Annotated in this window: 23 protein-coding genes; 13 read left to right on the plus strand and 10 right to left on the minus strand. The window is 71.2% G+C overall.

Annotated features, from left to right (window positions below; translation table 11 throughout):
* Positions 1-21: 21 nt before the first annotated feature.
* The gene (locus ACIBQ8_RS26910) at positions 22-1278 is read right to left on the minus strand and encodes a GAF domain-containing protein (RefSeq protein WP_397178727.1); all 1257 of its coding nucleotides are present in this window, start codon (positions 1276-1278) and stop codon (positions 22-24) included.
* A gap of 494 nt (positions 1279-1772) precedes the next feature.
* Here ACIBQ8_RS26910 and ACIBQ8_RS26915 point away from each other — a divergent pair, with 494 nt between their 5' ends.
* The 5 genes from ACIBQ8_RS26915 to ACIBQ8_RS26935 all read left to right on the plus strand — a co-directional run bounded on the left by ACIBQ8_RS26915 (position 1773) and on the right by ACIBQ8_RS26935 (position 5665).
* Complete coding sequence (locus ACIBQ8_RS26915; RefSeq protein ID WP_125640519.1) at positions 1773-2123, plus strand: YbaB/EbfC family nucleoid-associated protein; 351 nt, start codon at positions 1773-1775, stop codon at positions 2121-2123.
* Positions 2124-2125: 2 nt separating this feature from the next.
* Positions 2126-2725, plus strand: a complete 600-nt coding sequence (gene recR / locus ACIBQ8_RS26920; RefSeq protein WP_352318415.1) for a recombination mediator RecR — start codon at positions 2126-2128, stop codon at positions 2723-2725.
* A complete protein-coding gene (locus ACIBQ8_RS26925; RefSeq protein ID WP_352362187.1) occupies positions 2718-3248 on the plus strand; it encodes a DUF5063 domain-containing protein in 531 nt (176 codons plus the stop codon). Before recR ends, ACIBQ8_RS26925 begins: the two co-directional genes overlap by 8 nt.
* Positions 3249-3335: 87 nt before the next feature.
* Positions 3336-4610: an aspartate kinase gene (locus tag ACIBQ8_RS26930; protein WP_352318411.1), complete on the plus strand. Its 1275-nt coding sequence runs from the start codon at positions 3336-3338 to the stop codon at positions 4608-4610.
* The gene (locus ACIBQ8_RS26935; protein WP_397178726.1) at positions 4607-5665 is read left to right on the plus strand and encodes an aspartate-semialdehyde dehydrogenase; all 1059 of its coding nucleotides are present in this window, start codon (positions 4607-4609) and stop codon (positions 5663-5665) included. Before ACIBQ8_RS26930 ends, ACIBQ8_RS26935 begins: the two co-directional genes overlap by 4 nt.
* A gap of 145 nt (positions 5666-5810) precedes the next feature.
* On the opposite strand, the gene ACIBQ8_RS26940 is transcribed toward ACIBQ8_RS26935, so the two are convergent.
* Complete coding sequence (locus ACIBQ8_RS26940; RefSeq protein ID WP_397178725.1) at positions 5811-6560, minus strand: hypothetical protein; 750 nt, start codon at positions 6558-6560, stop codon at positions 5811-5813.
* 319 nt (positions 6561-6879) lie between these two features.
* On the opposite strand from ACIBQ8_RS26940, the gene ACIBQ8_RS26945 reads away from it, so the two are divergent.
* The 4 genes from ACIBQ8_RS26945 (at position 6880) to ACIBQ8_RS26960 (ending at position 10413) form a co-directional block, all read left to right on the plus strand.
* Positions 6880-7548, plus strand: coding sequence for a TetR family transcriptional regulator (locus tag ACIBQ8_RS26945; protein ID WP_352318405.1), 669 nt, complete (start codon positions 6880-6882; stop codon positions 7546-7548).
* Between the two features lie 66 nt (positions 7549-7614).
* Positions 7615-8580 (plus strand): LLM class F420-dependent oxidoreductase, encoded by a 966-nt coding sequence (locus ACIBQ8_RS26950; protein WP_397193264.1) that lies wholly within the window; start codon positions 7615-7617, stop codon positions 8578-8580.
* A complete protein-coding gene (locus tag ACIBQ8_RS26955; RefSeq protein WP_397193265.1) occupies positions 8580-9998 on the plus strand; it encodes an amidase in 1419 nt (472 codons plus the stop codon). Before ACIBQ8_RS26950 ends, ACIBQ8_RS26955 begins: the two co-directional genes overlap by 1 nt.
* Positions 9999-10062: 64 nt before the next feature.
* The gene (locus tag ACIBQ8_RS26960) at positions 10063-10413 is read left to right on the plus strand and encodes a YkvA family protein (RefSeq protein ID WP_397178722.1); all 351 of its coding nucleotides are present in this window, start codon (positions 10063-10065) and stop codon (positions 10411-10413) included.
* Here the strand turns inward: ACIBQ8_RS26960 and ACIBQ8_RS26965 are convergent.
* The 4 genes from ACIBQ8_RS26965 to ACIBQ8_RS26980 form a co-directional block, all read right to left on the minus strand.
* Entirely contained in the window at positions 10410-11606 is a 1197-nt protein-coding gene (locus ACIBQ8_RS26965; protein ID WP_352362172.1) for an amidohydrolase family protein, read from the minus strand. The two genes, ACIBQ8_RS26960 and ACIBQ8_RS26965, sit on opposite strands and share 4 nt — an antisense overlap.
* Positions 11607-11764: 158 nt before the next feature.
* Positions 11765-12508 carry a tyrosine-protein phosphatase gene (locus ACIBQ8_RS26970; protein WP_352318395.1) on the minus strand — a complete coding sequence of 248 codons (744 nt, stop codon included), beginning with the start codon at positions 12506-12508 and terminating at the stop codon, positions 11765-11767.
* A 10-nt stretch (positions 12509-12518) separates the two neighbouring features.
* Positions 12519-13340 carry an SURF1 family protein gene (locus tag ACIBQ8_RS26975; RefSeq protein ID WP_397193266.1) on the minus strand — a complete coding sequence of 274 codons (822 nt, stop codon included), beginning with the start codon at positions 13338-13340 and terminating at the stop codon, positions 12519-12521.
* 32 nt (positions 13341-13372) lie between these two features.
* Positions 13373-13852 (minus strand): winged helix-turn-helix transcriptional regulator, encoded by a 480-nt coding sequence (locus tag ACIBQ8_RS26980; protein WP_397178720.1) that lies wholly within the window; start codon positions 13850-13852, stop codon positions 13373-13375.
* A gap of 58 nt (positions 13853-13910) precedes the next feature.
* Here ACIBQ8_RS26980 and ACIBQ8_RS26985 point away from each other — a divergent pair, with 58 nt between their 5' ends.
* From ACIBQ8_RS26985 to ACIBQ8_RS26995, 3 genes are read left to right on the plus strand one after another with little or no spacing between them, the layout of a single operon-like run.
* The gene (locus ACIBQ8_RS26985; RefSeq protein ID WP_397193267.1) at positions 13911-14423 is read left to right on the plus strand and encodes a GNAT family N-acetyltransferase; all 513 of its coding nucleotides are present in this window, start codon (positions 13911-13913) and stop codon (positions 14421-14423) included.
* Entirely contained in the window at positions 14420-15019 is a 600-nt protein-coding gene (locus ACIBQ8_RS26990; RefSeq protein WP_397178718.1) for a TetR/AcrR family transcriptional regulator, read from the plus strand. The genes ACIBQ8_RS26985 and ACIBQ8_RS26990 overlap by 4 nt, the downstream gene beginning before the upstream one ends.
* A gap of 33 nt (positions 15020-15052) precedes the next feature.
* On the plus strand, positions 15053-16030 hold the full coding sequence (locus ACIBQ8_RS26995; protein WP_397178717.1) for an NAD(P)-dependent oxidoreductase: 978 nt from the start codon (positions 15053-15055) through the stop codon (positions 16028-16030).
* Here the strand turns inward: ACIBQ8_RS26995 and ACIBQ8_RS27000 are convergent.
* Positions 16002-16304, minus strand: coding sequence for a hypothetical protein (locus ACIBQ8_RS27000; RefSeq protein ID WP_352318383.1), 303 nt, complete (start codon positions 16302-16304; stop codon positions 16002-16004). The genes ACIBQ8_RS26995 and ACIBQ8_RS27000 overlap by 29 nt on opposite strands.
* 124 nt (positions 16305-16428) lie before the next feature.
* On the opposite strand from ACIBQ8_RS27000, the gene ACIBQ8_RS27005 reads away from it, so the two are divergent.
* Positions 16429-17841, plus strand: coding sequence for a methyltransferase (locus tag ACIBQ8_RS27005; protein ID WP_397193268.1), 1413 nt, complete (start codon positions 16429-16431; stop codon positions 17839-17841).
* 255 nt (positions 17842-18096) lie between these two features.
* Here ACIBQ8_RS27005 and ACIBQ8_RS27010 read toward each other — a convergent pair whose 3' ends face one another.
* From ACIBQ8_RS27010 to ACIBQ8_RS27020, 3 genes are all read right to left on the minus strand, one after another.
* A complete protein-coding gene (locus tag ACIBQ8_RS27010) occupies positions 18097-21102 on the minus strand; it encodes an AfsR/SARP family transcriptional regulator (protein WP_397193269.1) in 3006 nt (1001 codons plus the stop codon).
* Positions 21103-21357: 255 nt separating this feature from the next.
* Entirely contained in the window at positions 21358-22002 is a 645-nt protein-coding gene (locus ACIBQ8_RS27015) for a GNAT family protein (protein WP_352318377.1), read from the minus strand.
* A 141-nt stretch (positions 22003-22143) separates the two neighbouring features.
* Positions 22144-23430, minus strand: coding sequence for a pyridoxal phosphate-dependent aminotransferase (locus ACIBQ8_RS27020; RefSeq protein ID WP_397178714.1), 1287 nt, complete (start codon positions 23428-23430; stop codon positions 22144-22146).
* Between the last annotated feature and the right edge of the window lie 76 nt (positions 23431-23506).

Below are 23506 nucleotides of genomic sequence, written 5' to 3' on the forward strand. Positions count from 1 at the left end.
CGGGCCGAGGCCGGACGGTTGTCAGGGGAAGAGTCGGGCGCGGGCGGCGGCCGAGCGGGGGTCCGTCGGCGGCAGGGCCGACAGGCGTTCCAGGATCTGGTAGTCGTCGCGGCCGTTGGGCGTCTGGGCGTAGGTCCACAGGTCGTCGGGCGAGCCGTGGCGCAAAAGGCACGCGCGTACCTGGGCTTCGAGCTCCTCGCGTTCGCGCCGGATGTCCGGCGACTCCGAGCGCGGCAGGAGCGGCCCGGGATAGGCGCGGGCCAGCGCGGCGGTGTCGCCCGAGTCGAGAAGCCGGCGAACGCCGAGGAAGTCCGCCTCGACCGGGCAGACCAGCCGGTACGGCTTCGCCGCCAGCACCTCCCCGAGCTGACCGCGCAGCCGGTGGATCTCGGCCCGGATGGTCACGGGGTTTCCGTCGTCGCCGTAGAGGTGGAACGAGAGCTGGTCGGCCGACAGGCCCTGGGGATGCAGCGCGAGCAGGGCCAGGATCTCGGCGTGGCGCAGCGAGAGCGGACGCGGGCGCTCGCCCAGGTCGGCCGTCGGGGTGCCCTCGCCGAGACAGGTCAGCCGCAGGGTGGGCGGCGTCGCGGACGGCGTGTCGCGCAGGAGGTAGCCGTCGCAGAAGGGTTCGAGGAAGGCGACGCTCCCGTCACGAAGGATCATGCGCTGGCCGGACAGGGGGAGGCGGGCGCCGAGCCGGCCCATGGGATCGCCCGAGATGACCCGGCCCGTGGGCGAGAGCAGGATGCCGCCCCGGTTGCGCAGCGACTCGTAGCGGCGGCGCAGGCGTTCGTCGCGCTCGTGCATCCGTACGGCGAGCTGCGACTCGGCGAGCTTGGCGGTCGCGCTGACCAGGGCGACGGTCGCCGGATGCAGGGACCGCGCGATGCCGCTGACGTCGACGCAGCCGATGACGTTGCCCGACTCCGGATCGCTGATCGGCGCCGCGCTGCACGACCAGACGTGCAGCACCCGCATCAGGTGTTCCTCGGAGTAGACGTGCACCGGCCGGCCGGTGGCCAGCGCGGTGCCGATGCCGTTGGTGCCGGCCATGCGCTCGCCCCAGTGATGGCCGTCAGCCAGGCCCACCTGGTCCGCATCGCGCAGGATGCCGCCTTTGCCCTCACGCCAGAGCACTCGTCCGTCACGGTCCGTGACGATCATGACATGCTCGGCCTCGTCTGCCAGGCCGGAGAGCGTCTGGGCGAGCAGGGGCAGCAGCGGCCGCAGCGGATGAGCCTCGCGGATCTCGACGACGTCGGCGGACTCGCAGACCAAAGGGGCGCTGCGGCCATCCGGGTCGATCCCCGCCGCGAGCGAGCGCCGCCACGAGGCCGTGATCAGGGTGCGGGGCGAATCGGGCGAGCTCTGCCCGGTAGCCGCCGCTTCGTGTGCTCCGCGTAGAAGACGGGAGTACGCATCGAGATGGCCGTAACTCATCGGTCACTCCAAGTAGTCAACAACGAGCATCCGTCCTGGCGGCGATATGCGCAAGCCGTTCAGGGGGATTGCGTAGGGTGATTGAATGAACGCAACGTGTGTGCAACGTTGGGCGCACTAGCGTTCCGAAACACGCGTCGGCGTGGTGCGGCCGCTCCGTCCGACGTGATGGCCGGGTCTCGGACACTGGAGGGGGGCCGAGATCCGGCCATGACAAAGGTCCGTGACGAATGCCTGGAGGGAAACATGGGGAGCCCTCCCAGTACATGACGCCGCCCAAACACCGTAGGCTCGTGGCAGTCAAGAACCGGAGCCACGAGGAGCGCACGACGGTGAACCCAGGGGATGTCAACCTGCAGCAGCTGCTGGAGCAGGCTCAGCTCATGCAGCAGCAGCTTGTGAGCGCCCAGCAGGAGCTCAACGACGCGCAGATCGAGGGCTCGTCGGGCGGCGGCATGGTCACTGCCGTCGTCAACGGCTCAGGTGAGCTGCTCGAACTCAAGATCGACCCGAGCGTGATCGACGCGGCCGACCCGCAGGACACCGCCGACACGATCGCCGACCTGGTGATCGCGGCCGTCCGCGACGCGGTGCGCGCCGCCGCCGACCTGCAGCAGGAGAAGCTCGGCCCGCTCGCCCAAGGTCTGGGCGGCGGCGGACTCGGACAGCTGCCAGGGTTCTAGGCATGTACGAAGGGGTCGTCCAGAACCTGATCGACGAGCTCGGCATGCTGCCCGGCGTCGGTCCGAAGAGCGCGCAGCGCATCGCGTTCCACCTGCTGGCGGCCGATCCGGCCGACGTCAGGCGGCTGGCGCACGCGCTGCTCGAAGTCAAGGACAAGGTGCGCTTCTGCCGGGTGTGCGGCAACGTGGCCTCCGAGGAGGAGTGCCGCATCTGCCGTGACCCGCGGCGCGACACGCACGTCATCTGCGTGGTCGAGGAGTCGAAGGACGTCGTGGCGATCGAGAAGACGCGCGAGTACCGCGGCACGTACCACGTGCTCGGCGGCGCGATCAGCCCGATCGACGGCATCGGCCCCGACGACCTGCGCATCCGCGAGCTCATGACGCGCCTGGCCGACGGGCGGGTCACCGAGCTCATCCTCGCCACCGACCCCAACCTCGAAGGCGAGGCGACCGCTACCTACCTCGCCCGGCTGGTCAAGCCGATGGGCATCAAAGTGACACGACTCGCCAGCGGCCTGCCGGTGGGCGGTGACCTCGAGTACGCCGACGAGGTGACCCTGGGCCGTGCTTTCGAAGGACGGAGGCTCCTGGATGTCTGATATGTGGGATGTGCTCGCCGAAGAGATCGCCGCGCACGCGCAGAACTACGTCGACGGCCTGACCAGGGTCGCCGGCGGTGAGGGCGGCGACGCGATCTGGTCGCTGCTCCTGGTGGAGGTCGCGCAGGTGAGCCTGGCCGGCGCCAAGCTCGGCGCCAACCGCGACGTGATCCTGTCGGGCAACTACGAACCGCCGATGAGCGAGGACCCCGACATCGACGGGGTGCGCACGGCGCTGGCCGAGCGGCTGGAGGCGGTCGACGACTACGCCGAGGTGTTCGACCCGTACAAGGACACGTCGGTCACGCCGTACCGGCTGTCGGACGACCTGACCGCGGTGGCCGCCGACCTCATCCACGGGCTGCGTCACTTCCACGCGGGCCGTCCGCACGAGGCGCTGTGGTGGTGGCAGTACTCCTACTTCAACACCTGGGGCAACCACGCGGGCGCGGCGATGCGCGCGCTGCAGGCCCTCGCCGCGCACTCGCGGCTCGACGTGGCGGAGGAAGCCACCACCGTGTGATGATCATCCACATAGTGGTATGAGCCATCAGGCCCATGAGAGGCCCCCAGTAGACTGGCAGTTCACAGTCCAGACCGGGAGACTCTCGTGGCGCTCGTTGTGCAAAAGTACGGTGGTTCGTCCGTCGCCGACGCGTCCTGCATCAAGCGGGTCGCGCAGCGGATCGTCGCGACGAAAAAAACCGGCAACGACGTGGTCGTGATCGTCTCCGCGATGGGCGACACGACGGATGAGCTGCTCGACCTGGCCGAGCAGGTGTCGCCGCTGCCTCCGGGCCGCGAGCTCGACATGTTGCTGACCTCCGGAGAGCGCATCTCGATGGCCCTGCTGGCCATGGCGATCGCCAACCTCGGCCACGAGGCGCGCTCGTTCACCGGCTCGCAGGCCGGCGTGATCACCGACTCCACCCACGGCAAGGCGCGCATCATCGACGTGACGCCGGGCCGCATCCGTGAGGCGCTCGACCAGGGTCACATCGCGATCGTGGCCGGTTTCCAGGGCGTCTCGCAGGACACCAAGGACATCACCACGCTGGGCCGCGGCGGCTCCGACACCACCGCGGTCGCGCTGGCGGCGGCCCTGGAGGCCGACGTCTGCGAGATCTACACCGACGTCGACGGCATCTTCACGGCCGACCCCCGCATCGTGCCCGTCGCCCGCAAGATCCCCAAGATCTCGTACGACGAGATGATGGAGATGGCGGCCTGCGGCGCGAAGATCCTGCATCTGCGCTGCGTCGAGTACGCTCGGCGGTTCGACCTGCCGATCCACGTACGCAGCTCGTTCAGCACCACGGAAGGCACGTGGGTCGTCTCCGACCCTTACACCGAAGGAACCGAGATGGAGCAGCCGATCATCTCCGGCGTCGCGCACGACCGGAGCGAGGCCAAGATCACTGTTGTCGGGGTCCCCGACAAGGTCGGCGAGGCTGCCTCGATCTTCAAAACGCTGGCCGACGCCGAGATCAACATCGACATGATCGTCCAGAACGTGTCGGCCGCGGCCACGGGCCGCACGGACATCTCCTTCACGCTGCCCACGGCCGACAGCCAGGTGGCGCTGACCGCGCTGAAGAAGATCCAGGGCCGCATCGGCTACGAGTCGCTGCTCTTCGACGACCAGATCGGGAAGGTGTCGCTGATCGGCGCGGGCATGCGCTCGCACCCCGGCGTCACGGCGACGTTCTTCGCGGCCCTCGCCGACGCGGGGGTCAACATCGAGATGATCTCCACCTCGGAGATCCGCATCTCGGTGATCGTCGAGCAGGACGGTGTCGACGCGGCCGTGGCGGCCGCCCACCGTGCCTTCGATCTCGACGCCGACCAGGTCGAAGCAGTGGTGTACGGAGGTAGCGGACGATGAGCAGGCCCAATCTCGCCCTGATCGGCGCCACCGGCGCCGTGGGCACCGTCATGCGGGACATCGTGTCCACCCGGGAGGACATCTGGGGCGAGATCCGCCTCGTGGCCTCCCCGCGCTCGGCGGGCAAGGTGCTGAGCGTGCGCGGCGAGGACGTCGTGGTCCAGGCGCTCGCGCCCGAGGTCTTCGACGGCATCGACATCGCCATCTTCGACGTGCCCGACGAGGTGTCGGCCGTGTGGGTGCCGATCGCGGCCGAGCGCGGCGCGATCGCGATCGACAAGTCCGGCACGTTCCGCATGGAGCCCGACGTGCCGCTGGTGGTGCCCGAGGTCAACCCGCTCGACGCGCGCGAGCGGCCCAGGAACATCATCTCGACCCCCAACTGCACCACGCTGTCGATGATGGCGGCCATGGGCGCGCTGCACGCCGAGTACGTGCTCAAGGAGCTCGTCGTCGCCTCCTACCAGGCGGTGTCGGGCGCGGGCGTGGCCGGCTCGGCCCGGCTCTACGACGAGGTCGAGGCCCTGGCCGGCGACCGTTCGATCGGCCAGACGGCCGGCGACGTGCGCAACGTCCTGGCCGACAAGCTGGCCGGGGAGTCGCCGTTCCCGGCGCCGATCGCGTTCAACGTGGTGCCGTGGGCGGGCTCGTACAAGGACGGCGGCTGGGCGTCCGAGGAGCTCAAGCTGCGCAACGAGTCGCGCAAGATCCTCGGCATCCCCGACCTTAAGGTCTCGGCGACCTGCGTCCGCGTGCCGGTGATCACCACCCACTCGCTGGCCGTGCACGCCCGCTTCGAGCGTGAGATCACGGTCGAGGACGCCCACCGCGTGCTCTCGGCGGCGCCGACGGTGGTGCTGATGGACGACCCGGCCAACGGCGTCTTCCCGACGCCGCTCGACGTGGTCGGCAACGACCCGACCTACGTGGGCCGCGTCCGCCAGGCGATCGACTTCCCGAACACGCTCGACCTGTTCGTCTGCGGCGACAACCTGCGCAAGGGCGCCGCGCTCAACGCGGCTGAGATCGCCGAGCTGGTGGCCTCCGAGCTGTAGCCCGGCCGACTCCGTGGGGACGCCGTGCCAGTGTGCGGCGTCCTTCGCGTTTTCCTGGCGAGATCTGTCGCCTTCTCCGAAGAGTCGCGTTTCCCGGCGGTTCGTGGTTGCCCGGCGAGTCACGTTCTCGCGCGGGCGGGGCCTGTCACCGGAAGAGGATGTCCCAGTGGCTGCTCTCGTTGGCGAAGACGGTTCCGGTGGCGGAGCGGTAGAGCGCGGCGCCGTCGCCGCGGACGCCCGTCTTGCGGTGGTGCTTGGTGATGTAGCGGTCGATGCACGCGTTGTGCGTGATGTCGAGCTTGTAGCCGTTTCCGTGGCTGTACTGGCCGGGCGCGTGGCCCGCCTCGGTGCCGCCGGTCACCATGACCGGGCAGCCGCTGTCATGCTTGAGGTCGATGATCCGGGCGATCGTGCCGGCCCTGACGGAGTCGAGCGAGGTGCAGTGGTGCATGTGGCGGCTCGTACAGTGGCCCGACGACTTCGTGCGCAGGCCCGAGCTCTTGAGCCAGCGGGCGGCCAGCGCGTGGGTCATGTGCATGGCGGCCTGCCTGGGCAGCACCCGCGCCAGATCAAGCTGAGATCGCTGCTGCGACCTCTGCGGCCGGCTCCGGGGCGTCATCGCCTCCTCGACGCTCGCGGGCCTCGTGACGGCTTCTGAGCGCTCGGCGCGATCCTGCGCGTCCGGCTGCGCGACGAACGCGTCCTCGGCCTCGGCCCAGGCGTCCTCCGTCTCCTCGGAGTCCTCCTTCGACAGCTGGGACTTGGCGGCCGCGGGGTCCGCCTGGTGCTGCTCGACCTGGTATGTCTCCGCCAGGGCCGCCTCTAGGGCGGCCTGCCGGATGTTCGTCCACGGCCCGTCGATCCCCTCCGGGAACCACAGGGACAGGTCGAGCATCCCCCCGGTCTCGTCAGGACGGTTGAACGGTGTTGGCGCCTGAACCCGCTCTCCACCTGATGGGTGGGAGGCGGCGGAAGCGGCCGACGCCAGCGCGATTATGGTGATCTGAATGCCGAGGAGCGCCACCGCGAAGGTGCGCGCTGTTCCACGTATCCACATGTCGATGCCTTTTCGCGGAAAAGAGCCCTTCCGCCTGAAACGACAATCCCACCATTCCCAGGAGATAACTCATGTCTCATAGTCATCTTTGCCCTGTGGCGGCGATCACCGTGCCACTCCATGACCCACCGCGCTTTCAAGACGTAAAGTGACGAACGTGTCCGAAGCCCGAAACAGAGGATCGGAGAGCACCCGAGAGGTCATCGTCGAGACGGCCTTGCGACTGTTCCGTGAGCGTGGCTTCGACGCGACGACCATGCGCGCCATCGCCGCCGAGGCAGGGGTGTCAGTGGGCAACGCCTACTACTACTTCGAGAGCAAGGAGGCGCTGATCCAGGCCTACTACGACCGTGCGCAGGCCGAGCACGAGCAGGCCTGCCGGGAGTTCCTGGCCACGGAGAGGTCGTTCGCCGCGCGGCTGAGCGGGGTGCTGCGCGAGTGGGTGCGCGTGTCGGAGCCGTACCACGAGTTCGCGGTGAAGTTCTTCAAGCACGCGGCCGAGCCGACGAACCCGCTGAGCCCGTTCAGCGCGCAGTCGTCGCCGGCGCGGGAGGCGTCCATCGGGATCTACCGCGAGGTGGTCGAGGGGTCGAAGGACCGGATGAACGCCGAGTTGCGGGCCGAGCTGCCCGAGCTGCTGTGGCTGCTGTCGATGGGCATGGTGCTGTTCTGGGTGCACGACACCTCGCCGGGGTGCGTGCGGACGTACCGGCTGATCGAGGTCACGGTGCCGCTGGTGGACCGGCTGGTCGGGTTGTCGCATCTGCCCGGATTGCAGGGGATAACGAAGGACTTCATCGCCGCGGTGCACGAATTGCGGGCATAGGGGGCTCCTTCTGGCGACATACCGCTTGGTATGGTCGGCTCACCGTCGCCGAACCGGAGGCCATGAATGACGCCGAACTGGGGCATGACCATCCCCTTCTACGACCGTTCCCTGGCCAGGTCGCAGGAGCTGATCGCGGAGCTGCCGGGCCTCGGCTACACCGACGCCTGGTCGGCCGAGGTCAACGGGAACGACGGGTTCGTCCCCCTGGCGATGGCCACCCAGTGGGCTCCGGGTCTGCGGCTCGGGAGCGCGATCGTCCCGGTCTCCACGCGGGGGCCGGGGCTGCTGGCCATGTCCGCGGCCACCCTGGCCGACCTGGCCCCCGGCCGGTTCGTGCTCGGCATCGGCTCCTCCTCGCCGGCGATCGTCGAGCGGTGGAACGCCGTGGAGTTCGCCAAGCCGTACGCCCGTACCCGCGACACGCTGCGCTTCCTGCGGAGGGCGCTGGCGGGGGAGAAGGTCTCCGAGCGGTACGAGACGTTCGAGATCAAGGGCTTCAAGCTGGAACGGGCGCCGAAGACCGCACCCAAGATCGTGCTGGCCGCCCTGCGGCCCCGGATGCTGCGCCTGGCCGCCGAGGAGGCCGACGGCGCGATCACCAACTGGCTCGCCCCCGAGGACGTGCCCAAGGTGCGCGCCGAGATCGGCCCGGACACCGAGCTGATCGCCCGCCTGTTCGTCTGCGTGAGCGAGGACGCCGGCAAGGTGCGCGAGATGGCCAGGTGGATGCTGGCGAGCTACCTGACCGTGCCCGCCTACGCCGCCTTCCACGACTGGCTCGGCCGGGGCGAGGTGCTGCGTCCCATGCACGAGGCGTGGGCCGCGGGCGACCGCCAGGCCGCGCTCAAGGCCATCCCCGACGAGGTGGTCGACGCCCTCGTCGTGCACGGGGACGCCGCCACCTGCCGGGCCAGGATCCGCCAGTACGTCGACAACGGGCTCGACACGCCGGTGCTCGCGCCCATCCCCGGCGGCGAGGTGCCGATCGAGCAGGCCGTGCGCGACCTGGCCCCGGTCCAGGAGGGCTGATGGACGACGTGCTGCGGCTCGACGCCGTCGGCCAGGCCCAGGCGGTCAGGGACGGGCAGGTGTCGGCCCGCGAGCTGGCCGAGGCCGCCATCGCCGCCGTCGAGGCCCACGACGGCGAGCTCAACGCCGTCGTCCACCGGCGGTTCGAGCGGGCGCTGGCCGAGATCGACGGCCTCCCGGCGGACGCGCCCTTCCGCGGCGTGCCGATCCTGCTGAAGGACCTGGGCTGGCGGCAGGCCGGCGAGCCGTACGCCGCGGGCTCGCGGGTGCTCGACGACCAGGACGCCGCCCAGGACGGCCACGGCGTGGTCCGCCTGCGCCGGGCCGGTTTCGTGCTGCTGGGCCGGACGAACACCCCTGAGTTCGGCAGCACGGTCACGACCGAGCCGCTGGCGTACGGCCCCACCCGCAACCCCTACGACCCGGCGTACTCGGCGGGCGGGTCGAGCGGCGGCTCGGCGGCGGCGGTGGCCGCGGGCATGGTCGCGCTGGCCACGGCGAGCGACGGCGGCGGCTCGATCCGCGTCCCGGCCTCGCTGTGCGGCCTGGTGGGGCTCAAGCCGACGCGCGGCCGGCTGAGCATGGGCCCGTCCGCGGGCGAGGGCTGGAGCGGCTTCTCCTGCCCCGGCTTCGTGAGCAGGACCGTACGCGACACGGCCGCCGCGCTCGACGCGGTCTCCGGCTACGAGCCGGGCGACCCCTACGACGCCCCCGCGCTGCCCGGCCCCCTGACCGCCGAGCTGCACGCCGACCCGGGACGGCTGCGCATCGGCTTCCTGACCGCCCACCCGAGGCCGGACGTGTCCGCCGATCCCGACCTGGCCGAGGCCGTCACCCGGGCGGCGGCGCTGCTGGAGAGCCTCGGTCACGACGTGACGCCCGGCGGCCCGCCGGCGCTCGCCGAGCCGGAGTTCGCCCGGCACTTCGCCGCGATCGTCGCCGACAACCTCGCCGCGCACGTCGTGAGCCTGGGCGCGGCCCGCGGCAGGCCGGTGGAGCTGCACGAGCTCGAACCGCGCAACGCGGCCATGGTCACCGCCGCCCGCGCCAACAGCGCGGCCGACCACATCCTGGCCACCCAGTGGGTGGACGGCTTCCGCCGCCGCATGGCCTCCTGGTGGGCCGAGGGCAACGACCTGCTGCTGATGCCGTCGTCGGGGGCGGCGCCGTTCCGTCTCGGCTGGATCCCGCCCACCGACCTCAGCACCGCGTTCGGCAGGACCGCGCAGGTGGTGGCCTACACCTCGCCGATCAACGCGACCGGACAGCCCGCCGTCTCGCTGCCGCTGCACAGGGACGCGGCGGGCATGCCGGTCGGCGTGCAGCTCGTCGCGGCGGCCGGACGGGAGGATCTGCTGATCCGGGTGGCCGCGCAGATCGAGCAGGTCAGGCCGTTCGAGCACGCCGCCATGCGGTGACGTCAGGAACCCCTCACCCGGCTGACGCGTTATGTCGTGAGAAGCCGGGGGTAGGAGGATCCTCATGATGGCGAAGGCAGCACGGGCAGCGGCGGCGTGGCGGACGTACCGCGAGGTGACCAAGCCTGGCACGCCGGGGATGTTGACCAGGGTGCGGGCGATCCCGCGCATGATCGGCGCGGTCACCCGCGGCCGCTACGACGGCATGGGCAAGGGCAAGCTCGCCCTGATGGCGCTCGGCGTGGTCTACATCCTGTCGCCGGTCGACGTGATCCCCGACTTCCTGGTGCTCATCGGCGTGGCCGACGACTTCGGCGTGTTCCTGTGGCTGATCGCCTCGCTGCTCGGCGAGAGCGGTCGCTACGTCGAGCACGAGCGCAGGATCATCCAGGGCAGGCTGGCGGAGGAGGGTTAGATCTCCTCCATCCGCAGCCAGGCACGCGAGGGCAGCGGGTGCCCGAACAGGCGGGCGGCGTTGCCGTAGGCGACCCTGGCGATGTCGGCGGGCGGCAGCGCGCCGAGGTTGGCGGCCACGGCCTTCTGGGTGTCGGGCCAGGTCGAGTCGGAGTGCGGGTAACCGCTCTCCTGGAGCACATGGTCGAGGCCGACCGCCAGCCGCACGCCGGACAGCGCGTGGTCGTCGAGCGTGCCGAAGAAGAAGTTGCGGCGCAGCACCTCGCTGGGCTTGAGGCCGCCGTCCCAGGCGGCCTCGCCCGCGACCGGGTGGTCGAGCGCGTAGTCGGCGCGCTCGGCCAGCATCGGCAGCCAGCCGACCCCGCCCTCGACGATGAGGATGCGCAGCCCGGGGAAGCGCAGCGGCAGGCCCGACCAGAGCCAGTCGGCGCAGGCGAACATGGCGCTGGTGGGCATCAGCGTGGTGATCGCCTCGATGGGCGTGTCGGGCGAGGGCACGGGCGACCAGGAGGAGTCGCCGGTGTGCAGGGCCACGACCGTGCCGGTCTCCTCGCAGGCGGCGAAGAACGGGTCCCAGTGGCCGGTGTGGATCGACGGCAGCCTGAGCCTGGTCGGGAACTCGGGGAAGACCACGGCCTTGAAGCCGCGGGCGGCGTTGGCCCTGATCTCCTTGGCGGCGATGTCGGGATCGGGCAGCCACGGCAGTTGCAGGCCGATGATCCGCTCGGGGTAGGTGCCCGCCCAGACGTCGATGTGCCAGTCGTTCCACGCCTTGACCAGGGCGAGGCCGAGCTCCTGGTCGCGGGTGCGGGCGAACGGCATGCCCGCCTGGCCGGCCAGCATGCCGGGGAAGCACAGCGCGGCCCAGATGCCGGCGACGTCCATGTCCTGGACGCGGGCCTCGATGTCGTGGCAGCCGGGACGCATCTGCTCGAACCTGACCGGATCCAGGGTCCACTGCTCGCGCGGCAGCCCGGCGCCCACGTCGATGCCCGCGCACGGGTACGTGGCCCCGCCGTAGCGCCAGACCTGGTGGCCGGCGTCCGTCTCCACGACCTTGGGCGCGACGTCGGCGTATTTCTCCGGGAGCCTGTCCTCGAAGAGGTCAGGAGGCTCGATCAGGTGATCGTCGGCGGAGATGATCACATAGTCGCGCCGCCGGGGGTCAGGGTCGGGGAGCAGCGGCGTAGTCACGCAGGTAACCGTACGACGGCGGCATAACGTCGAACAAGCTGCGACGTATCCGTTGGGTATCCATGCATTCGAACCCGGGACCGCCTGGAGGGGGATGGGGGCGATCCCGGGCTTGTGGGGTCCTTGAGGATGCTGCCCCTTGCGGACCCCGGCGGCTTCTACCCGCGGGAGATCGAATCAGTCAGGAGATTTTCGCGAAGTTCGGCGATGGTGGCCCGGTCGACCTGGAGTACGCCGGTGACGTAGCCCTCGACGGAGCCGTGCCGGTCGATCAGGTCGTCCAGGAACAGGCGCATGGCCCGGGCGGGGGCGCGGCCGAACCCCGGCCACAGCGGGGTGTCCGGGTGCCTCGTGCGCTGGTCGGCGATGAAGCGCTCGGTCGCCAGGCCGGTCAGGGCGTAGTCGGCGACGATGTCGTCCTCGGCGACGCCGACGAGCGAGAGGATCAGCGCGGTGAGCAGGCCGGTGCGGTCCTTGCCCACCGCGCAGTGGATGACGACCGGCGCGTTTTCCGCGACGGCGACCGTCTCCACGGCGGCGCGCAGGTTCTCCACGCCGTCCTCGGTCACCTCCAGGTACCGGTCGGCGAGGTAGCGCTCGACGCCGATCTCCTCGGTGAACCGGGCGATGTCCCAGGGGCGGCCCTCGATCGGCAGGTTGCGGTAGCGCAGCCCCTCGGTCTCCGGCACCCGGCCGGCCCGCTCGACCTCGGCGGGATGCCGCAGGTCGATCACGGTGCGCACGCGCAGCGCGTGGAAGGCCCGCAGGTCGTCGCCGGCCAGCCAGCCCAGGGAGTCGGCCCGGTAGAGCCGCTGCCACCGGACGGTGCGCCCGTCCTCGGTGGCATATCCACCTACGTCACGAAAATTGCGGAGATTGGCGAACTCAATGTGGCGGATCACCCTTCACACCTTAATTGGCGGCGGTTTCCGCCTCCTGGGCCGCCACGGACTCACCGGCGGGCTTCCCCGACTTCCGCTCGGCCACCTCGCGCCGGATCAGCAGGACCCAGCCGCCGATCGCGATGCCGATGAACAGCCACCACTGGACCCCGTAGGCCAGGTTGAGGCCGCCGCCGGAGCCGACGTCGGGGGCGGGCACCAGAGCGGGCGCGGCGGCGGCCTGCGGCTGCTGCCCGGTGAGCTCGACATAGCCGCCCACCAGCCGGTACGGCATCCGCTGCCCGATCTTGGCCGCGTCGATCAGCAGCACCTGGCCGTCCGGCAGCCCGGACCGCTCGCGGATGCCGGTGGAGTCTTCGGTCTCGCTCTGACGTAGCCGCCCGGTGACAGTTACCTGTCCGGTGGGCGGGGCGGGGACCTGGGGAGCCGCGTCGGCGCTGGCCGCGGCCGGGATCCAGCCACGGTTGACGATCACGGCGGCGCCCTGGCCGGTGACGAGCGGGGTCAGGACGTAGAAGCCGTTGCGGCCCTCCTGCGGACGGCGGCGTACGAGCAGGCCGTGGGCGGCGTCGTACGTGCCGGACGCGACGACCGTGCGGTAACGGTCGCCCTCGCCGACCTGCCGGCCGGGAGCCGCGAGCCGGTCGAGCGGGACGGCGGCGGCCTCGATGTTGGCCGTCACCCTGTCCTTGTTGTCGGACCGCTCCTCGAAACGCCCGAACTGCCACCTGCCCAGGAACACGAAGGCGGGGATGACCAGCAGCACCACGACGTGGAGCGCCAGCCACCGGGGCGTCAGCAGGAACCGGTACACGCCTTCAAGGTTAGGCACCGGGGCGGGTGCTCCCTCACGCGGCTCGCCCGCTAGACGTCGCGCGCCCCCGGGCCCGGGCCGGGCACCGGCGTGACCTCGCGCGGCCCGGCCACCTCGTGGCCCTCGGCGCAGCGGAAGCGCAGCTCGATGGGGGCGCCGCAGTCGCGGTGGGTGAGCAGCACCGGCGGGCCCTCCTCGTCGGCCAGGTATTTGTCACCCCAATGCATGAGCGCGACGAGCAGCGGATAGAGGTCGCGGCCCTTGTCGGTCAGCCGGTATTCGTCGCGCTGGCGCTGGCCGGGCTCGCGGTAGGGCTCCTTGCGCAGCAGGCCCTCGTCGACCAGCCGGGCCAGGCGCGCGCTGAGCACCTGGCGGGGGGCGCCGGTGACCGCCTGCATGTCGGCGAACCTGCGCACGCCGCTGAACGCCTCGCGCAGCACCAGGAAGGTCCACTTCTCCCCGACGATGTCCAGGGTGCGCTCGATCGAGCAGTTGTCCACCCGGAAGCCCAATCGGAACGGCACGTTCATCTCGGCATTATATCTGAGTTCAATTGACAGACTCAGCTCTGCGGGGCAGGCTGGGTCTATGCACGGAACCCAGATCCGCCCGGTCCGCCCGGACGACGAGGACCGGATCCGACGCTTCCTGGCGGGGTTGTCGCTGCACACCCAGACCCTGCGGTTCTTCACCGGCGTGACCGTCCCGGCCGCCCACCTCGTACGCACCCTGCTGACCCTGGACGAGCGCCGCGACGCGCTCGTCGTCACCGCCGGGGACGAGATCGTCGGGCACGCCATGAGCTACCGGGGCGGCTGCGCCGACGTCGAGGTGGCCGTCGTCGTGGCCGACCACTGGCAGGGGAACGGGCTCGGCCCGCGGCTCGTCGACACCCTGCTGCTCAGGGCCGCCGTGCGGGGGGCGCGCACGGTCGGGATGGACGTGCTGGGCGAGAACCGGCGGGTGCTCAGGCTCGTCCGCAGGCTGTGGCCGGACGCCCGGATGAAGGTCGCGTCGGGGACGGTCGAAGTGACCGCTATGATCGATCTGGCCGGAGTATTTGCGGAACAAGGTTCTGGTAGCACACCATTGACAGTGTGAAGAGTGTCAAGAACGGACGCGACGGCCGCACCCGCATCATCGAGGGCGCCCTCCGCCGCTTCAGCCAGGACGGTGTCTCGGCCACCACGCTGGCCAGTCTGCGCGAGGAGAGCGGTGTAAGCGTCGGCAGCTTCTACCACCACTTCGCCAGCAAAGAGCACGTCTACGGCGTCCTGTACGCCGAGATCCTCGACGCCTACCAGCAGGAGTTCCTCGCCGAGCTGGTCCGGCACGACGACGCCCGCGCCGGCATCGAGGCCGTGGTCGCCTTCCACATGCGCTGGGCCGGCGAGCACCCCGAGCGGGCCAGGATCCTGGTCAGCGAGCGACCGCCGCGCAAGAACGAGCCGGGCGGCGCCGAGGTGGCCGAGGCCAGGCGCGCGTTCTTCCGCCAGGTCTCCGACTGGTGGAAGCCGCACATGAAGAACGGGCAGCTCCAGCCCGTCCACGCCACCATGTGCTACGTCCTGTGGCTCGGGCCGGCGCAGGAGATGTGCCGCCTGTGGTTCGCCGGGGCGCACACCCCGACCGAGGAAGAGATCAAGGGCCTGGGCGAGGCGGCCTGGCAGAGTCTCCGCCAGCGCGGGGAGCAATGATCTGAGTACCGTCTGTGGTGTTATTGTCCAAATGTGAGAAGACCTCGGGCGCTCGTGCTGCCCGACCTGCCGGAGAGCGCGCTCGCCCGTCTGGGCGAGGTCGCCGACGTGGCCGAGGCTCCTCCCCGGCCGAGCGTCGGCTTCACCGACGAGCAGCTCGCCGACCTGGTCATCGAGACCGGCGCGAACGTGCTCATCACCGACGGCGACCAGGTTCGCACCTCGGTGCTCGGACTCCACATCGACATCGTGGCCAGCCTGGGCGCCCCCACGGGGGTCGACCTGCGCCTGGCCGCCGAGCGCGGGGTCACCGTCCTGCACGCCCCGGACCGCGACCCCGAGGCGGTCGCCGAGCTGACGCTCGCGCTGCTGTTCGCGGTCAGCAGGAACATCGTCACCGCCGACCGCGAGGTGCGCAGAGGCCGCGCCCACCGCGGCAGGGTGCCCCCCGCCCAGCGCCACCGCGGCAGGCGGCTCACCGGACGCACGTTCGGCATCGTCGGCCTGGGCCGGGTGGGCCGGGCCATGCGCTGGCGCTGCCAGGGGCTGGGCATGCGGGTGGTCACCTGCGACCCGTTCGTCCCCGAGGCCACGCACAGCCTGCCCGCGCTGCTGGCCGAGGCCGACGTGGTGTCGCTGCACGTGCCGCTGACCCCGGACACGAGGGGCCTGTTCGGCTACAGCGAGTTCGGCGCGATGCGCCAGGGCGCGATCTACCTCAACACCTCGCGCGGCGCCCTGCACGACCTGACCGCCCTGGTGGACGCGCTGCGCCAGGGCCGGGTGGGCGGCGCCGGGCTCGACCACTTCGAGGGCGAATGGCTCGATCCGGCCCACCCGCTGACCAGGCTGCCGAACGTGGTGCTCACGCCCAGGCTCGGCGAGGCCACCGGGGAGAGCCTGGAGGAGCTGGCGGAGGCGCTGGTGGAGGACATCGCGCGGCTGCTGCGGGGCGAGCCGCCCGCGTACGCGTGCGCGCCGGTCAGGCCGGTTGCCGGATCCGCGTCCTGACCTGCCAGCGGGAGCGGTCGAGGGAGATGTCCAGCCGCAGGTCGCCGCGCTGCCTGCGCAGGCCGGGCACGCGCAGCCGGTCGTGCACGTCGAACCTGCCGCGCGAGGGGTAGCCGAACCCCAGCTCGCCGGGCAGCACGCGCAGGTCGTCGCGGTTGCCGCAGCGCGGGCAGGTCCACGAGACCAGGTCCAGGCCCCGGTTGTAGTCGGAGCAGGCGTTGAAGTACTCGTCGGGCCCGAATCGCGACTCGCAGGCCAAGCAGGGGATCAGCATGGGGGCGCGCTCCTCGGTACGGCGTCTTGCACCCCTAGAGATACCGCCACCCACTTGTCCATGGCTTGCAGAACGCTTGGGTGTGTAAGTAACAGTATGAGCACTGTCGGTGGCTGGTGAAAGGATGGTGTCCGTGGAACGACTGCGCCATCACCTCCTCGAAACCGGCTACACGATCGACGGCGTCCGCGACCGGCTCGGCGCCATGGCGGCCTCGGCCCTGGCGCGGGAGGAGCTCGTACCGGCCCTGCGGGCGACCGCCGACGGCGACCCGCTGGGCACCCTGATCAGGCTCTGGTGGCTCGGCGTGCCGGTGCCGGCCAGGTCCGTGCCGGCCGCCGTCCTGGAGTCGGGGCTGGTGTCGGCCGACGGCGACCTGATCAGGGCGACCGTGCACCTCCAGCCGTGGGAGACCGGCGGCTACGTGGTCTCCGACCGCAAGGTCCGGCCCGGCGACCCGGCGCTGCGGGCCGACCACGTCGTGGGGGCCGGGGGCGCCTCGGCCAACCTGGCCCAGCTCGCCAGCCGCCGGCCCGTCACGCGCGCGCTCGACCTCGGCACGGGCTGCGGCGTCCAGGTGCTCCACCTCGACGGGCGGGCCGAGCAGGTGGTGGCCACCGACCTCAACCCGCGCGCCGTGGAGCTGGCCCGGCTGAGCTGGGAGCTGTCCGGCGTGACGGGCGTCGACGCGCGGGTGGGGTCGATGTTCGAGCCGGTCGAGGGCGAGCTGTTCGACCTGGTCGTCAGCAACCCGCCGTTCGTCATCGCCCCCGGGGCCGAGCGCACGCTGACCTACCGCGAGTCCGGCGGCGAGGCCGACGACTTCTGCCGCGACCTGGTCCGGCGCACCCCGCGCCACCTCGCGCCCGGCGGCCAGGCCCACTTCCTGGCCAACTGGCTGCACGTCGAGGGCGAGGACTGGCACGACCGGGTCGGCGGCTGGCTGCGCGAGACCGGCTGCGACGCCTGGGTCGTCCAGCGTGACGTGCAGGACCCGGCCGAATACGTCGAGCTGTGGCTCAAGGACGCGGCCGAGCAGGGCACCAAGGGCTACACCGACCACTACGACCGGTGGCTGGCCTGGTTCGACGAGCGCAAGGTCGAGGGCATCGGCTTCGGCTGGATCACCATGCGCAACTCGGGCACCCTCGACCCGGTCGTGCGCGTGGAGCACCTGCCCCACCAGGTGGCCCTGCCGGTCGGCGACTACGTCGACGACGTGCTCGACTCCATCGCCGCCGCCCACCGCGCCGCCGACCTCGACGCGGCGCTGCTGCGCACGGCAGAAGGGGTGCTGGACGAACGCGTCGGCCTGCCCGGCGCCGAGGACCCGATCCGCATCGTGCTGCGCCAGACGCAGGGGCTGCGGCGCAGCAGGGAGGTCGGCACCGTCGAGGCCGCCCTGGCCGGCGTGTGCGACGGCGAGCTGGCGCTCGGGCCGCTGCTCAACGTGATCGCCGAGCTGGTCGGCGACGGCGAGATCCCCAACGCCGACGCGGTCCGGCCGCTCATCGCCGAGGGTTATTTCCTGCTTTGATTCACCGTTGATCCGACGTTGACCGCGCCGGTGGAGGCTTCTGACCGAGACGCGGGCCTGGGGGGTTCGAAGGCCCGCGTCGAGTCCGGCCGGTCGTCTGTGTGAGGCGGCTAGCCGTCACGCGAAGCATCCGGATGACCGGGCCCCCTGGCGACGCGTGGCGGTCAGGATGACCGGCCGGGCTGCCATCGGCATTGACTAAGGACAGCCTTGATCAACCATGTGTGGATGACACGTCTGGACGACGAGCTGTACTCAGGACTCGACGACGGACCGTTCGACGGCGAAGCCGTCCAGCAGGAGCTTCAGGTCGCCGGCCTCGGGGGCGCCGAGCCTGGTGAAGACGTCGTGGGCCTGCCTGAGGCAGTCGAGGCTCCGCGCGGCGCTGCCCAGTCCGCGTAGCGCCCGGCCGAGGACGGTGAGCGAGAGCGCCTCGCCGTAGGGGTGGCCGATCTCGCGCGAGACCACAAGCGCCTGCTCGGCGTGGCGTACGGCGTCGGGGTAGCGCCCGGCGGCGATGAACGTCTCGGCCAGCCGGGAGCACACGCGCTGCTCCCAGACCCGCTGCTTGCTGGAGCGGAAGAAGGCCAGGCACTCGGCGTGGTGGTGCACCGCCTCGGTGAGCCGGCCGACCCGGCTGAGCACGATGCCCAGGTGGTAGCGGGCGCGGGCGGTGCCGGCGCCGCTGCCGATCTCGGTGAAGATGGCCAGGCCCTTCTCCGCCGCGGCGATGGCGTCGTCGGGGTGGCCGAGGCCCAGGTGGTCGCGGGCCGAGTAGCTGAGCACCAGGGCCTCGCCGGCGGGGACGCCGTTCTCGCGGTAGTAGCGGGAGGCGGCGTCGAACAGGGTGAGGGCCTCGGTGTGGCGGCGCTGCCGGCCGACGACGACGGCCAGCGCGTTGAGCACCTCGCCGGTGACGATCTTCTCGCCGCGGGCGTCGGAGAGCTCGTGCACGCGGCGGAAGTGGGTCTCGGACTCGGAGAGCTGGTTGCCGGCGAACAGCACCCGGCCCAGCACGTACCGGGAGCGCAGCTCGCTCGCCTCGTCGCCGAGGCTCAGGGCGGCGGCGAGCACGGCACGGGTGCCCTGGTCGAACTCGCGGGTGTGGGTGCCGGCCTCCAGCAGCGGCTCCATGGCCACCAGCATGTCGGCGGCGGGCAGCAGCTGCTCGCCGGCGGTGGAGGTGGTCGCGGCCTGGTTGATGGCCGCGAACAGCGAGTCGCCCTCGGAGATCAGCCAGGCCACGGCCTCGTCGACGGTGGTGAAGGTGAGCCCGCTGCCGACCACCGCCAGGTTGTCGGGGATCATGCTGCCCTCGTAGGCCAGCTGGTGGGCGGACCGGGACGAGGTCAGGTAGAAGCCGAGCAGCCGGCGCAGCGCCAGCGTCTTGTCCTCGGGACGCTCGGTCTTGTCCAGGACGCGCCTGGCGAACAGCCGCAGCAGGTCGTGGAAGCGGTAGCGGCCGGGCGCGGTGGCCTCCAGGAGGCTCATGTCGACCAGCGACTCCAGCAGCTCCTCGGCCTCGTACATGTTCATCGCCAGGACGGCCGCGGCGGCCCCGATCGAGATGTCGGGGCCCTTCGGCAGGGACAGCAGGCGGAAGGCGCGGGCCTGGGCGGGTTCGAGCTGGCCGTAGCCGAGCGCGAAGGTGGCCTCGACGCCCAGGCTGCCCACGCGCAGCTCGTCGAGGCGGCGCTGCTCGTCGGCCAGCCTGGGCACCAGCGAGGCGACCGTCCAGGAGGGGCGGGCGGCCAGGCGGGCGGCCACGATCCGGACGGCCAGCGGCAGGAAACCGCAGGCGGCGACCACGTCCATGGCGGCGCCGTGCTCGGCGGCCACCCGCTCGGGCCCGGCGACGGAGGAGAACAGCGAAAGCGCCTCGTCCGGCTCCATGACGTCGAGGTCGATCAGCCGGGCCGCGGGCAGGTCGGCCAGCTTGGCCCGGCTGGTGACGATCGTGGCGCAGCCCGGCGAGCCCGGCAGCAGCGGGCTGACCTGGTCGGCGTCGCGGGCGTTGTCCAGCAGCACGAGGATGCGCCGGTCGGACAGCAGCGAGCGGTAGAGCGCCGATCGTTCGGCCAGGCCGTCGGGGATGACGTCCGGCGGGATGCCGAGCGCGCGCAGGAAGCCGCCGAGCGCCGACTCCGGAGCGGTCACCTCGTCGCTGTGGCCGCGCAGGTCGGCGTAGAGCTGGCCGTCGGGGAACAGGTCGTCGGCCGCGTGCGCCACGTGGACGGCCAGCGTGGTCTTGCCGACGCCGCCGATGCCGCACAACGCCACCACCGGCACGCCCTCGGCCGACGACTGCGCGGACAGCAGGGTGTGGACGCGGACGGCCACCTCCTTGCGCCCGGTGAAGTCGTTGACCGCGGCCGGGAGCTGCGCCGGGCGGGGCAGTTCGAGCGCGGGCGCCTCCTCCTCGGCCGCGGGCTCGCCGGCGGCCTGCTCGGCCGGGTCGGCGGGCGGCGGCACGAGGGTGAGCGCCGGGTCGGCGGCCAGGATGCGCTGGTGGAGCGCGGTCAGCTCGCTGCCGGGCTCGATGCCCAGCTCGTCGATGAGCGCCTCGCGGGTCTCGGTGAACACGTTGAGGGCGTCGCCCTGCCGTCCGCACCGGTAGTAGGCCAGCATGAGCTGGGCGCGCAGCCGTTCGCGCAGGGGGTGCTCGGCGGTGAGCGCGATCAGCTCGGACACGACGGCGGCGTGCCCGCCCAGCTCCAGGTCGAGGTCCATGAGCGTCTCGATGACGCTGACGCGGCGTTCGGCCAGGCGGTCGCGCTGGTGCTCGGCGTACGGGCCGACGGCGCCGGCCAGCGGCTCGCCCTCGAACAGGGTCAGCGCGGACCGCATGCCCTCGGCGGCGGCGGAGAGCCGGCCGGCCTTGCGGGCGGTCTCGGCCTCGGCGATGCCGCGTTCGAAGCGGGTCAGGTCGAGCGCGTCGTCGGGCAGGCGGAGGGCGTAGCCCCGGCCGATGGAGGTCAGCAGCTCGGGACGGGAGCGGGCGGGCCTGTCGGGTTCGAGCACCGTGCGCAGGCGGGAGACGTACGTGCGCAGCGCGCCCAGGGCGCGGGGCGGCGCGTCCTCGCCCCACACGGCGTCGATCATCTCGGCGGGGGTGACCGCGCGGCCCTCCCTCAGGAGCAGCATGCCGAGGATCGAGCGTTGCAGCGGGGTGCCCAGGTCGAGTTCCTGCCCCTCGCGCCACGCGCGGACGGGACCGAGCACGGCGAACCGCAGCCCGCTCTCAACGCTCTGACCAGCCATGCCGTCTGTCTCCCGGGCAATGGAACGATTTGTGTCCAAATGATAGATCCAGTACCGCTTACCACCTAGAACTGGGCTGATCGCCGGAACGAACCGTTGATCCGCCTTTGATCCGGTGTTGACCGTGCCTCCGCATGCTGATGGCAGGCCGTACATGGCGCACCGACACGGGGGCGTGTCATGTAGAGCCGATGGGGACGCAGAAAAATACAGGCCCCGCCCGGAAAAGTATGGGCGGGGCCGTTGCCGATGTTCCTACGCTGCCTCTACCAGTCCGAGCCGCATGGCCAGCCGTTCTCGGACGAGCGGCCATTCGGAGTTCAGGATCGAGTAGAAGGCCGTATCTCGGACCGTGTTGTCGGCGCCTCGGCTATCCGCTCGCCGCACCCCGTCGAAGTGTGCGCCGAGGGCCTCGATGGCGGCCCGGGATCGGACGTTCCTGACATCTGCCTTGAGTGTGATGCGGTGGACGTTCCAGGTCTCGAAGGCGAGTGAGAGCATGAGGAACTTGCTCTCCCGGTTGACGCCGGTGCCCTGGGCGCAGGCGCCCAGCCAGGTGTAACCGATGTCCGCCACGGACGGGATGTCGCCCACCGCACCCCGTGTACCCGGAGGCCAGGGCATGGGGCCCTGCCAATACTCCAGGTGCATGAGACGGGTGGCACCGACCACGCGGTCGGTGTTCAGCCACCGGATGGCGAAGGGCAGCGTGCGGCCCTCCGCCTGCTCAGCCATGGCGGCCTCCACATAGGAGACCATCTCGTCCCGGCCGTCCGGGACGCGAGTGAAGGCGTAAGTGGAGCGGTCTTCACTCGCCGCGGCGACGAGATCGTCGATCACCGCGTGGCTGAGAGGTTCCAGGCGCACGGAGCGCCCGGACAAGGTGACAAGAGCGGGCATGAGCACATGATGAGGCTCGCGCGGCGCGCGCGTAACCAGGCTCTCGAACCCATCTTTCCCGGGTTTCTGAATGTGCGGTGTTTCCGCAGGTCAGAGGGCTGATTTGGTGGATGGTAAACCAGCTCTTGGGGAAAGATTCGCCTAACCGTGACATGGCGCCGGCACCAGCGCCGGGTGACGTTCACCCACGACGCCGTGACGGACCAGAGCGAGCTCCTTCAGGCCCATGGACAGATGGTTCAGATTCGCTGCGATCCACGGCAATTGCAGGGGATCTGTGCTGTTCAGCGCGGTCAGTCGTTCTTCGGGCGAGTCGCCGTAGAGCAGGCTCACCGCCACGCGTACCCGGGCGGCCGACGGGTCGTCGCCGAAGGCGTGTCCGGGAAGGACGCCGATGCCGTGCTCGTCCAGCAGGATGCGGGTGATCTCGGCGGAGCCGCCGAGCCTGAGGTGGCTCAGGTCGGGATAGAGGTAGAAGCCTCCCTGAGGACGCGGCACCGAGGCGCCGATCTCCGTGAACCGCTCGTGGACGGCCCGCGCCACGATGCCGTGCAACCTCCGGCTGCCGGCGACCCGGTCGGTCAGCTCGCGCGGCTCGTCGAAGGCGTAGGACGCGGCCTCCTGGACGGGCGCGGCCGGCGCCGACCAGATCTCGCTGGCCACCGCCAGCAGCCGGGTACGCAGCCCGTGCGCGCCCTCGGGCAGCCGGGCCACGCCGATCCGCCACCCGCCGAGCGCCAGGCTCTTGCTCAGCCCGGTGGTGATGATCGTGCGCTCGGGCGCGAGGTCGGCCGGCGAGGTGTAGCGGGCCGACTCGTCGTGGACCAGGTCGCGGTAGATCTCGTCGGAGATCACGATCAGGTCCAGCTCGCGCGCCACGGCCGCCAGCCGGGCGACGGTCTCCGGCCTGGCCAGCCGGCCGGTCGGGTTGTCGGGCAGCGTGACCAGCAGGGAGCTGACCGTCCTGCCCTCCGACCGGGCCCGGCGGACCGCCGCGACGACCAGGTCGGGGTCCGGCACCCCGCCCTCTCCTGGCGGTGCGGGCACCAGGATGGGACGGGAGCCCACCAGATCGGCCTGCGCGGCGTAGCTGACCCAGCTGGGCATGGGCAGGACGATGTCGCCGCCGATCGCCAGGAGCAGGCCGTACAGCAGCGACTTGCTGCCAGGTCCGCAGACGACCAGCTCGGGGTCGGTCAGGAGCCCCCGTCGTGTCCAGTAGCCCGCTGCCGCGGCCCGGAGCCCGGACGCGCCCGCGACCGGCCCGTAGCCGTTGCGCTCGGAAGCGGCGGCCAGCTTGTCGCGCAGCGCCGGGTGGACGGGCAGACCGGCCTCGCCGAAGGCCAGGTGCAGCACGCGCTCCCCGGCGCGCCGTCTTCGTTCGATGTCTTCGTTCGCCGCCAAGGTGGCGGACAAGGTCACGGTCATGTTTGTCACGTTCCCAGGGTGGTTGTATGAAGGCATCAGTACAAGCGAGGCTTTTTGTGGGTAGGTGTAAGGAAGT

It is taken from the genome of Nonomuraea sp. NPDC049646, assembly GCF_044465525.1.
GTDB lineage: Bacteria > Actinomycetota > Actinomycetes > Streptosporangiales > Streptosporangiaceae > Nonomuraea.